Origin of the sequence: Rothia sp. HMSC064F07, from assembly GCF_001837265.1 — a bacterium.
Classification (GTDB): Bacteria; Actinomycetota; Actinomycetes; order Actinomycetales; family Micrococcaceae; genus Rothia; species Rothia mucilaginosa.
In genome coordinates this window covers 786,260-796,188 of the sequence record NZ_KV831926.1, presented here as the reverse complement: position 1 = coordinate 796,188, position 9,929 = coordinate 786,260, and the positions used below count along the sequence as shown (strand labels likewise).

General features: G+C 61.3%; 8 protein-coding genes. All 8 read left to right on the top strand.

What is annotated here, in order from left to right:
• On the top strand, nt 1-3,495 hold a 3,495-nt coding region (locus HMPREF2712_RS05725; RefSeq protein ID WP_246828678.1), incomplete at its 5' end, for a multifunctional oxoglutarate decarboxylase/oxoglutarate dehydrogenase thiamine pyrophosphate-binding subunit/dihydrolipoyllysine-residue succinyltransferase subunit.
• 220 nt (nt 3,496-3,715) lie between these two features.
• Nucleotides 3,716-4,315 carry a GDSL-type esterase/lipase family protein gene (locus tag HMPREF2712_RS05720; RefSeq protein ID WP_005505446.1) on the top strand — a complete coding sequence of 200 codons (600 nt, stop codon included), beginning with the start codon at nt 3,716-3,718 and terminating at the stop codon, nt 4,313-4,315.
• A 230-nt stretch (nt 4,316-4,545) separates the two neighbouring features.
• Nucleotides 4,546-4,620, top strand: a complete 75-nt coding sequence (locus HMPREF2712_RS09255; protein ID WP_095343185.1) for a 50S ribosomal protein bL37 — start codon at nt 4,546-4,548, stop codon at nt 4,618-4,620.
• A gap of 157 nt (nt 4,621-4,777) precedes the next feature.
• On the top strand, nt 4,778-5,527 hold the full coding sequence (locus tag HMPREF2712_RS05715; protein ID WP_049352589.1) for a sigma-70 family RNA polymerase sigma factor: 750 nt from the start codon (nt 4,778-4,780) through the stop codon (nt 5,525-5,527).
• Nucleotides 5,528-5,620: 93 nt separating this feature from the next.
• Entirely contained in the window at nt 5,621-5,935 is a 315-nt protein-coding gene (rsrA, locus tag HMPREF2712_RS05710; protein ID WP_049352592.1) for a mycothiol system anti-sigma-R factor, read from the top strand.
• Nucleotides 5,936-6,196: 261 nt separating this feature from the next.
• The gene (aroA, locus tag HMPREF2712_RS05705; RefSeq protein WP_049352595.1) at nt 6,197-7,708 is read left to right on the top strand and encodes a 3-phosphoshikimate 1-carboxyvinyltransferase; all 1,512 of its coding nucleotides are present in this window, start codon (nt 6,197-6,199) and stop codon (nt 7,706-7,708) included.
• A complete protein-coding gene (gene rsgA / locus HMPREF2712_RS05700) occupies nt 7,709-8,836 on the top strand; it encodes a ribosome small subunit-dependent GTPase A (protein WP_049352597.1) in 1,128 nt (375 codons plus the stop codon). It abuts the gene before it with no gap.
• Nucleotides 8,837-8,905: 69 nt separating this feature from the next.
• On the top strand, nt 8,906-9,847 hold the full coding sequence (locus HMPREF2712_RS05695) for an inositol monophosphatase family protein (protein ID WP_049352600.1): 942 nt from the start codon (nt 8,906-8,908) through the stop codon (nt 9,845-9,847).
• The last annotated feature ends 82 nt before the right edge of the window (nt 9,848-9,929 follow it).

The window sequence follows — 9,929 nt, the reverse complement described above, 5'->3', positions numbered from 1 at the left end:
GCACCCGCCGCACCGGCTGCACCTGCCGCACCTGTAGCAACTCCCGCCCCCGCGGCACCGAAGCCTGCGGCTGCGCCTGCTAACCCCACCCCTCCCGCTGCTACCAAGAAGGCTGAACCTGTGGAACCTGCTGAAGACAAGATTGTCCCCCTCCGCGGCCCTGCTAAGGCAGTCGTCACGACCATGGAAGAGTCGCTGACTGTCCCCACCGCAACCACCGTTCGTGCGGTCCCCGCAAAGTTGCTCATTGAGAACCGTGCTGCCATCAACAAGTACCTGGCAAGCACCCGCGGCGGCAAGGTCTCCTTCACCCACCTGATTGGTTACGCAGTAATTCGCGCTGTGGCAGCGATGCCTTCGATGAACGTGACCTACGGTGTGGATGAGAAGGGCAAGCCCGTTGCGATCCACAACGCGCACGTGAACTTTGGTCTGGCTATTGACCTGCCCCGCCCCGATGGTTCCCGTAACCTGGTCGTTCCGAACCTCAAGGGTGCTGAGAAGCTGAGCTTCCGCGAGTTCTGGGATGCATACAACGACATCGTTAAGCGTGGCCGTAACGGCGCGCTGACCATTGAGGACTTCCGCGGCACCACTGTTTCGCTGACCAACCCCGGTGGTATTGGTACCGTCCACTCGGTGCCCCGTCTCTCCAAGGGCCAGGCAGCCATCATCGGTGTGGGTGCGCTGGAGTACCCGGCTGAGTTCCGCGGCCTGTCCGAGAAGCTCATCACCCAGCAGGGCCTGTCCAAGATCATCACCCTGACCAGCACCTACGACCACCGCGTCATTCAGGGTGCAGGTTCCGGTGAGTTCCTGAAGCTGGTTGAGCACTACCTGCTCGGCGGCGACGACTTCTACGACGCAATCTTCCGCGACCTGAAGGTTCCCTTCGAGCCGGTTCGTTGGGCACGCGACAACCACGTCGATGATGCTCACGAGATTTCCAAGGTTGCACGTATCCAGCAGCTGATTCACGCGTACCGCGTGCACGGCCACCTGACCGCAGCAACCAACCCCGTTGGTTACAAGATGCGTTCGCACCCGGACCTGAAGCTGGAGAACTACGGCCTGACTCTGTGGGATCTGGACCGCGTCTACCCGACCGGTGGCTTCGGCGGTTCCGAGCGTCTGCCGCTGCGCACCATCCTGGAGCGCCTGCACGAGGCATACTCCGGCTCCCTGTCCGTTGAGTACATGTACTCTGAGGACCCCGAGGTTCGCGCATGGTTCCAGGAGCGCCTGGAGCGCGGCGTTGCTAAGCCCACCCGCGAGGAGCAGTTGCGCGTTCTCTCCAAGCTGGTTGAGGCTGAGGCATTCGAGAACTTCCTGCAGACCAAGTACCTGGGTCAGAAGCGCTTCTCCCTGGAGGGCGGCGAGTCCCTGATTCCGCTGCTGGATGCTGTTCTGGACAAGGCCGCTAACAACGACCTGAAGGGCGTTGCCATTGGTATGGCACACCGCGGTCGCCTGAACGTGCTGACCAACATTGCTGGTAAGTCCTACGCTCAAATTTTCCGTGAATTCTCCGGCACCGCAGCACCTTACGAGGGTGGCTCCGGTGACGTGAAGTACCACCTCGGTACCGAGGGCGTCTTCACCTCCGATTCCGGTAAGCAGACCCAGGTGTACGTGGCTGCTAACCCCTCGCACCTTGAGGCTGCAAACACCGTGCTCGAGGGTATCGTCCGCGCTAAGCAGGACGTCTACCGCGAGCAGGGCGTTGAGGGCCACCCGGTCCTGCCGATCCTGATTCACGGTGACGCAGCGTTCGCTGGCCAGGGTATCGTCATGGAGACCCTGCAGATGGCTGACCTGAAGGCGTACACCACCGGCGGCACCGTGCACGTTGTGGTGAACAACCAGATTGGCTTCACCACCCTGCCGAACGACGGCCGCACCGCAACCCACGCTACCGACATTGCGCGTATGACTAAGGCTCCGGTCTTCCACGTCAACGCTGATGACCCGGACGCAGTGGTTCGCGCCGCACGCCTGGCATTCGAGTACCGTGAGCGCTTCGGTCGCGACGTTGTCATTGACCTGATTTGCTACCGCCGCCGCGGTCACAACGAGGCTGACGATCCGTCGATGACCCAGCCGAAGATGTACCAGGATATTGACGTCCTGCCCTCGACCCGTACCCTGTACGCACAGGACCTGGTCGGTCGTGGCGATGTCTCTCAGGAAGAGGCAGACGAAGTTCTGGACTCCTACCACTCGAAGCTGGACGCTATCTTCGTCGAGACTCAGTCTTCTGCACCGGCTCCTGCTGGCGCGCACGTTTCCGGTCTGGAACTGCCTGCTGCTCAGCAGAACACCGAGGTCGTTCACGGCGGTAAGACTGCGATCTCCCGTGAGACTCTGCAGCACATCGCTGACGCGTTCGGTAAGGCTCCCGAGGGCTTCACCGTCCACAAGAAGCTGAAGAAGCTCATGGAGCAGCGCGTTGAGATGGGCCGCACCGGCAACGTAAACTGGGGTATGGGTGAACTGCTCGCCTTCGGTTCGCTGCTGATGGAGGGCACCGACGTTCGTATGAGCGGTCAGGATGTTCAGCGCGGTACCTTCGTTCAGCGTCACGCTGTTCTGCACGACCACATCACTGATGAAGAGTGGTCGCCGCTGGAGCACCTCTCTGAGGACCAGGGCAAGTTCCGTATCTACAACTCCTTCCTCTCTGAGTACGGCGTTCTCGGCTTCGAGTACGGCTACTCGGTGGAGCGCCCCGACTCGCTCGTGGTGTGGGAGGCTCAGTTCGGTGACTTCGCAAACGGCGCTCAGACCATCATTGATGAGTTCGTGTCTTCCTCCGAGCAGAAGTGGGGCCAGCGCTCCTCGCTGGTTATGCTGCTTCCTCACGGCTACGAGGGTCAGGGTCCTGACCACTCCTCGGCTCGTGTTGAGCGTTACCTGCAGCTGTGCGCTGAGAACAACATGACTGTTGCTTGCCCCTCGACTCCGGCTTCGCACTTCCACCTGCTGCGTCGCCACTCTCAGCACCGTCCGTACAAGCCGCTCGTGGTGATCAGCCCCAAGCAGCTGCTGCGTCTGAAGGCTGCTGCGTCCTCCATCGAGGACTTCACCGAGGGTTCGTTCCAGCCGGTGATTGGTGACCGTTCGGGTATTAACCCGGCTCAGGTTGAGCGTGTGGTCTTCGTATCCGGTCGTCTCTACTACGATCTGGAAGCTGAGCGCGAGCGCCGCGGCGACACCAAGACCGCTATTGTCTCGGTGGAGCAGCTGTACCCGCTGCCCGAGCAGGAGATCAAGGAGCAGCTGGCTCTGTACTCGAACGCTACCGACGTTGTGTGGGCTCAGGACGAGCCTGCTAACCAGGGTCAGTGGCCGTTCATGGCTGTGAACCTGCTGCCGCTACTGGACCGCCGCGTGCGTCTTGCTTCCCGCTCCGCAGCTGCTTCCCCGGCTGCCGGTACCGGTAAGCTGCACGCAGCTGAGGCTGAGGCTCTGCTCAAGCAGGTCTTCGAAGGCTAAGGTCTTCTACAGCTGATCGGCTCATGATTTAGCTCTTCAAAACCCGTCTTCCCGTCAGATATTTCTGGCGGGCAGACGGGTTTTTTAGTCTCGGATACTTACCGGATAGGGTATTAAGTTCGAAAAGAGGCCGGTAAGCGCTTATCCTAGATATAAAGACTATTACTCACGTGCCTTGCCGCCTCTCACGGCGGGCGCATACTGCAGAAGAAAGAATTCCGTGGAGCAACGCAATATTCGAATTGTGGCAGTCGGCGATGACCTGCTCGCCGGTGTTGGCGATCCCCGTACCCTCGGCTGGTTTGGCCGTGTTATGGCGCGCACCCCGCAGACCACCGCATCCATTGCGGCATATAACCTTGCCGCCCCCAATGAAGGTAGCGAGCAGCTGAATGCACGCTGGTTCGAGGAGGCGCGCCGCCGCTTCGTTCCCGGTGCTGATAACCGCCTCATTATTGCTCCGTCGACCTTTGACATTGATTTGGGTCTGACCAGCGCTCGTTCGCGTTTGAACCTGGCGAACATTGTGGACATGGCGTCGCAGAACAACATTAAGGTTCTGGTTGTTGGTCCGCCGCCGACCCTGGACGCTGAGCGTAACCGCCGTATCGCTGACCTGTCGGCGGCATACGCGGATGTGGTGACCCGCCGTAACCACGTGTACGTGGATACGTTCAACCCGCTACTCCACCACGAGCAGTGGCGCAACGATCTTGCCGCTAATGACGGTCGCCCGGGTCAGTCCGGTTACGGTCTGATGGCATGGCTGGTTCTGCACCGCGGCTGGTACAACTGGCTGAACATTCCTGAGCACGGCTAAGAGCCCGATCCCCCCGCTGGGATTGTGAGCTGATGCGAAGAAAGTTCGTGTTTTTTAGCTCATATCCCGGTTCCAAGATGCAATCATGCCGTTTCTATGAAAAAATAGACGGCGTTGCCCTTATAGCGTGGAGCACCGGTTTTCGGTGACCGCCTCTGCTAGGGCAGGTAATAGGGGGCACGCACCGCGAAGGTGGGGCGTGCATCCATGAACACTATAAGGAGGCTCTGATGAGCAAGCGCGGTCGTAAGCGCAAGGACCGTCGTAAGGGCGGCGCAAACCACGGTAAGCGCCCCAACGCATAAGGTATCTTGCATACACTTTAAAACCCCGGCGTTTCGGATATTATTCGGACCCGGGGTTTTGCTTTACCCGCAGATGTTTGTGCGCATTCTGCGGAATAAAGAGAAGAATTCTACGTTATGGAAGTGAACGCCTGGCGCGTTCCTGTAGAGGAGAAACATGGCTGAAACCAACACCGCGGCGGATACCCGCGAGCTACGCGAACGCTTTACCGCGGACGCTATGCAGTATGTGGATCAGCTCTACGCTGCTGCCCTGCGGATGAGCCGCAACTCTGCCGATGCTGAAGACTTGGTGCAGGAAACCTACATGAAGGCTTTTGCTTCGTACCACCAGTTCACCGAGGGTACGAACCTGAAGGCATGGCTGTACCGCATCCTGACGAATACGTACATCAATTTGTACCGTAAGCGTCAGCGTGAGCCGCAGCAGTCTCAGGGTGAGACGGTGGAGGATTGGCAACTGGCTCAGGCGGGTGAGCATGATGCGGTGGGTCTGCGTTCTGCTGAGGCGGAGGCGCTGAGTGCCCTGCCGAATACGGAGGTTCGTGAGGCTCTGAATGAGCTGTCTGAGGATTTCCGCATGGTGGTGTACTACTCCGATGTGGAGGGGTTCGCGTACAAGGATATTGCGGAGATTCTGGATATCCCTCTGGGCACGGTGATGTCTCGCTTGCATCGTGGCCGCCGTATTCTGCGTGAGAAGCTGCTCGATTATGCGCGTGAGAACGGTCTGCGCCCGTCAACGATCGCAAAGGTAGAAGCGAAGGCTGAGGCGAAAGCAGCCGCGAAGGCGAGCGCTAAGGCGCAACCTGCAAAGGCTACCAAGGGCGCTAAGGGCACTAAGGCGGCCAAGGGCGTAAAGTCCCCGCCGGCGGGCTCTGGCTCCGAGGCGCCTGCAGATTCTTAGATTCGCTCTTCTACACGTGAGCTAGCCCCCCCCCCATGAGGTTGGGGCTAGACTCCCCTAACGCTTTATACCTTCCGTGTGAAAGGAACCCCGATGTCAACCACAGACAAGAATTCTTCTGTCCCCGAAGCCTCCGCGGCTTCTGAGCCGCTGGAGGATTGCGGCGGCCAGCCCTGCTCGGCGACTCTCAAGCGCCTCTACGAATTCCTCGATAGGGAGCTGAGCCCCGAGCAGCTGCGCACGGTTCAGACGCATCTGGATGCCTGCCCCGAGTGCGCGGATGTGAAGGACTTTGAGCTGATGATTCGTGAGAAGATGCGTTCTTCGTGCGCTCAGCAGGCGCCCGAGCAGCTGAAGGCGCGTCTGCTGCAGGATGTGCAGAAGTTCTGCGCCGAGGCTAACCTCTAAGCTGCCTCAGGCTCTTACCCCGCTGGGGGTATAGACATCTGACGATGAGTGAAGGCGGTGCACCAATAACGGTGCACCGCCTTTACGCGTATTGTTTGGTTCGCGCTGCCTAGTTCGCATTGCCTGGTTCGCGCTGCCTATCTCACCGCTGGAGCCCTCAGCGGCTCGCAAACCCTCAACCGGTAGAATAGGGGTAGACGTCAACCGGCGCAGCGTCTCTGAGTCTGTGCCCTCCCCATGATTTGAACCAGAAGAGGATGTATGAGCGACGCAGCAGTGCAGCTTTCCCCCGGTGATTGGTCCGCTCCCCTGGCACCCGCCTCCAGCGAAGCCGCTGGCAAGAACGCGCTGGTGCATATTCCGGGTTCTAAGTCGCTCACGAACCGTTATCTGTTGCTTGCCGCTCTGGCTGATTCCCCCTCGTATTTGCGTGCGCCGCTACATTCGCGCGATTCGGCGCTCATGATTGAGGCGTTGCGTCAGCTGGGTGCGGGTATTGAGCTGGTGCCGACCGATTCGCCGTTCGGTCCGGATGTGAAGGTTACTCCCCTGAGCTTTGTGGAAGCGCATTCCGCTCAGGCGCAGTCCGATTCCGCTCAGTCGCGTACCGTGTCGATTGAGTGTGGTCTTGCCGGTACCGTGATGCGTTTTGTACCCGCTCTGGCGGCGCTACTGCCGGGTGAGTTCGCTTTTGACGGTGACCCGCACGCTCGTCAGCGTCCGATGGGTCCGGTTCTGGAGGGTCTGCGTCAGCTGGGTGTGCAGGTGGATTGTGAGCAGGGCGAGAACGCTCTGCCCTTCGTGCTACGCTCCCCCGGTCTGGCGAGCGCGGAGGGTGTCTCTGAGGCGCCCGTGGTGCGTATTGATGCTTCGACGTCGTCCCAGTTCGTTTCGGCTCTACTGCTGATGGCGCCTCGCCTGCCGCAGGGCATGGTGCTGGTGCACGAGGGCTCTTCGGTGCCGTCCATCCCGCACATTCAGATGACCGTGGAGGCGCTGCGCCAGATGGGTATCCGGGTGCAGGAGCACTACCCGAACCAAGGCGACAAAGCAGAGGGCGGCGAGTACCGCTGGACGGTTCACCCCGGTTCCTTCCCCGGCTTTGAGATGACCATTGAGCCGGACCTGTCGAATGCCGGCCCGTTCCTTGCCGCCGCCGTGGTCACCGGCGAGTCGGTGACTATTCCTCACTGGCCCGCCCCCGCGGCTGATTCTTCGGCGGGTACGACCCAGGTGGGCGATATGTGGCGTGAGCTTCTGCCCGCGCTGGGTGCGCAGGTTCGCTACGCTGAGGGCCGTCTGACCGTGACCGGCCCCCGTGAGCTTCCCGAGGGTGATTTCTCCTTTGATCTGTCTGCCGGCGGTGAGCTGGCACCGACCATGGCGGCCGCCTGCGCCTTTGTGAAGGGCCGCGTTGAGCTGACCGGCATTGCGCATCTGCGCGGTCATGAGACGGACCGCCTCGCAGCGCTCGCCGCTGAGATTAACCGTCTGGGAGGCAGTGCCCACGACACCGCAGATTCGCTGGTGATTGAGGCGCCCATCCCCGCTGCCACTGAGGCTGAGCAGGTTCTGGCGCGCACCTACGACGATCACCGCATGGCAACCTTCGCGGCGATTATTGGTCTGCGCCGCCCCAATGTGGTGGTGCAGAACGTAGCCACCGTCGCTAAGACCATGCCCGAATTTACCGCAATGTGGGAGGACATGCTGGCGCAGTGGCAGACCGGCGTCTCCACCGCTGATGCTACCGCTGACCAGGAGGTCATCTAAATGGGTTCTTCCCGCATGAACGTGCGCGATTTCTCCGAATGGGATGAGTCGGATGTGCGCGTGCGCCCGAACAAGAAGGGCTCCCGCCCCCGCACGAAGGACCGCCCGACCTTCAAAGAAGCGATTCGTGGCAGGGTCATTACGGTGGACCGCGGCCGCTGGTCGGTCGTCGTTGATGAGGGTACCGAGAAGGAGCGTACCCTCATTGCGGCGCGCGCTAAGGAGCTGCGCCGCACCGCGATTGTAACCGGCGACTTTGTGGATCTGGTGGGTGACACCTCGGGCGCGAAGGATACCCTGGCGCGCATTGTGCGTCTGGGCGAGCGTACCTCCGTTCTGCGCCGTAGCGCCGATGACACCGACCCGTCGGAGCGCGTGGTCGTGGCGAATGCTCAGCAGCTGGTGATTGTGGTTGCTGCGGCGAACCCGGAGCCGCGTACCGGCTTCATTGACCGTGCCGTGGTGGCTGCGTTTGATGCCGGTATTGAGCCAATTCTGTGCATCACCAAGACCGATGTGCGTTACCCGCAGAACCTGCTGGATTACTATGCGGCGAGCGGTTTGAAGATTGTGCTGTCTTCGTCTTCGGATGGTTTGGCGCCGAGCCAGGAGGGCGCGAAGGGCCTGGAGTCTGCGCCGGTTCAGGAGCTTCTGCAGGAGCTGCTGGGTCAGGTGTCGGTGCTTCTGGGCCATTCGGGTGTGGGTAAGTCGACCCTGGTGAACGCGCTGACCGGCTCTGAGCGTGCGACCGGTCATGTGAACGCGGTGACGGGCCGTGGCCGCCACACGTCCTCGTCGGCGTTGGCGTTGCGTCCGGTGAATGCGAATGGGGAGCCGATGGAGCCGGGCACCTGGATTATTGATACTCCGGGTATTCGTTCGTTCGGCCTGGCGCATGTGCCCCCGGAGACCGTGGTGGAGGCTTTCGTGGATCTGGCGCCCGGCGCGGCGGATTGCCCGAAGGCATGTACTCACGCGGCGCAGGCTCCCGAGTGCGGTCTGGAGGCATACGTTGCCGCCGGTCACGCCGGTGAGAGCGGTCCCGCCCGCCTGGAGTCGCTACGTAAGCTGCTGCTGTTGACTCCTGAAGAGGGCGATTCAGAGAAGGAACTGGGCGCTCTCGTCTAGGGTTCTCTGTCCTCTCCCGCACGCACATTTTTGCTGACTACATCACCGATACTGAAGAAGAGCATTACTATGAGCCGTCCCCAGCAGTACACCGACGATTTGCGTCTTGCGCATATTCTTGCCGATAGCGTCGATCGTGTGAGCGCCATGCGTTTTCGTGACCGCCCGGTCTTCTCCCCCACATCCGAGGCGCTAGAGCCCACTGAGGCGGCACCCGTTGCGGCACCGTTGGCGCCGTGGCAGCAGGCTACTCAGCAGCCCGCGGAGCCGCAGGTACAGGAGCAGGAGCCTGCCGATTACGCCTCGGGCGTGGCTCAGGAGGTTGAGGAGCTTCTGCGTGCGCAACTGTCGCGTGTGCGTACTCGTGACGGTATTGCCGGTGAGCATGCCGGCTATAACGGTCAGGCGTCGCGCCAGTGGGTCATTGCGCCGATTGCTGAGCTGGATAATTTTCGCCGCGGCGTGCCGGTGTGGGCGACTCTGATTGCTCTGCTGGATCAGGGTGAGCCGGTGGTGGGTGTGGTGTCTGCGCCCGCGCTGGGTCGCCGCTGGTGGGCTGCTCGCGGTTCGGGCGCGTACACGGGTAAGTCCTTGGCGCAGGCTACTCGTCTTGAGGTGTCTTCGCTGACTCAGCTGGATCAGCTGTCTGCCGCGTACACCGACCTCGCTTCCTGGAAGGTAGCCTCTGAAGGCGCTGTGGACCGCTCTGGCGAGCTTGTACAGCTTCTAGGCTCAGTGGGTCGTTCCCGTGCGTACGGTTCGTTCTGGGCGGCGTGTATGCTCGCTGAGGGTGCCGTGGATACCCTCGTGGATCCGTCCCTGTCGTTCTACGAGGTGGCGGCGCTACTGCCGCTGATCCGTGAGGCTGGCGGCGTCGCCTCCACCTTGGAGGGTGACCTGCCCGAGCACGCGGGCGTTTCGGTCTCCGGCGTGCATCCGGTATCCCTGGTGGCAAGTAATACGGCGGCGGTCCAGCAGCAGGTGCTGGAGGCGCTCGCGCCCCGTTCCTAGGCTGTCTCTGCCCCTAGCCCCTCCCCCGATGATGGTAGAAATATAGCGAGGCGGCGGCTTTCCGGTAAGTGGAAAGCCGTCG

Bases quoted from the DNA above. Each gene is read 5' to 3' on its own strand.
- aroA (WP_049352595.1), top strand. From the start codon at position 6,197: ATGAGCGACGCAGCAGTGCAGCTTTCCCCCGGTGATTGGTCCGCTCCC.
- HMPREF2712_RS05715 (WP_049352589.1), top strand. From the start codon at position 4,778: ATGGCTGAAACCAACACCGCGGCGGATACCCGCGAGCTACGCGAACGC.
- rsrA (WP_049352592.1), top strand. From the start codon at position 5,621: ATGTCAACCACAGACAAGAATTCTTCTGTCCCCGAAGCCTCCGCGGCT.
- rsgA (WP_049352597.1), top strand. From the start codon at position 7,709: ATGGGTTCTTCCCGCATGAACGTGCGCGATTTCTCCGAATGGGATGAG.
- HMPREF2712_RS05695 (WP_049352600.1), top strand. From the start codon at position 8,906: ATGAGCCGTCCCCAGCAGTACACCGACGATTTGCGTCTTGCGCATATT.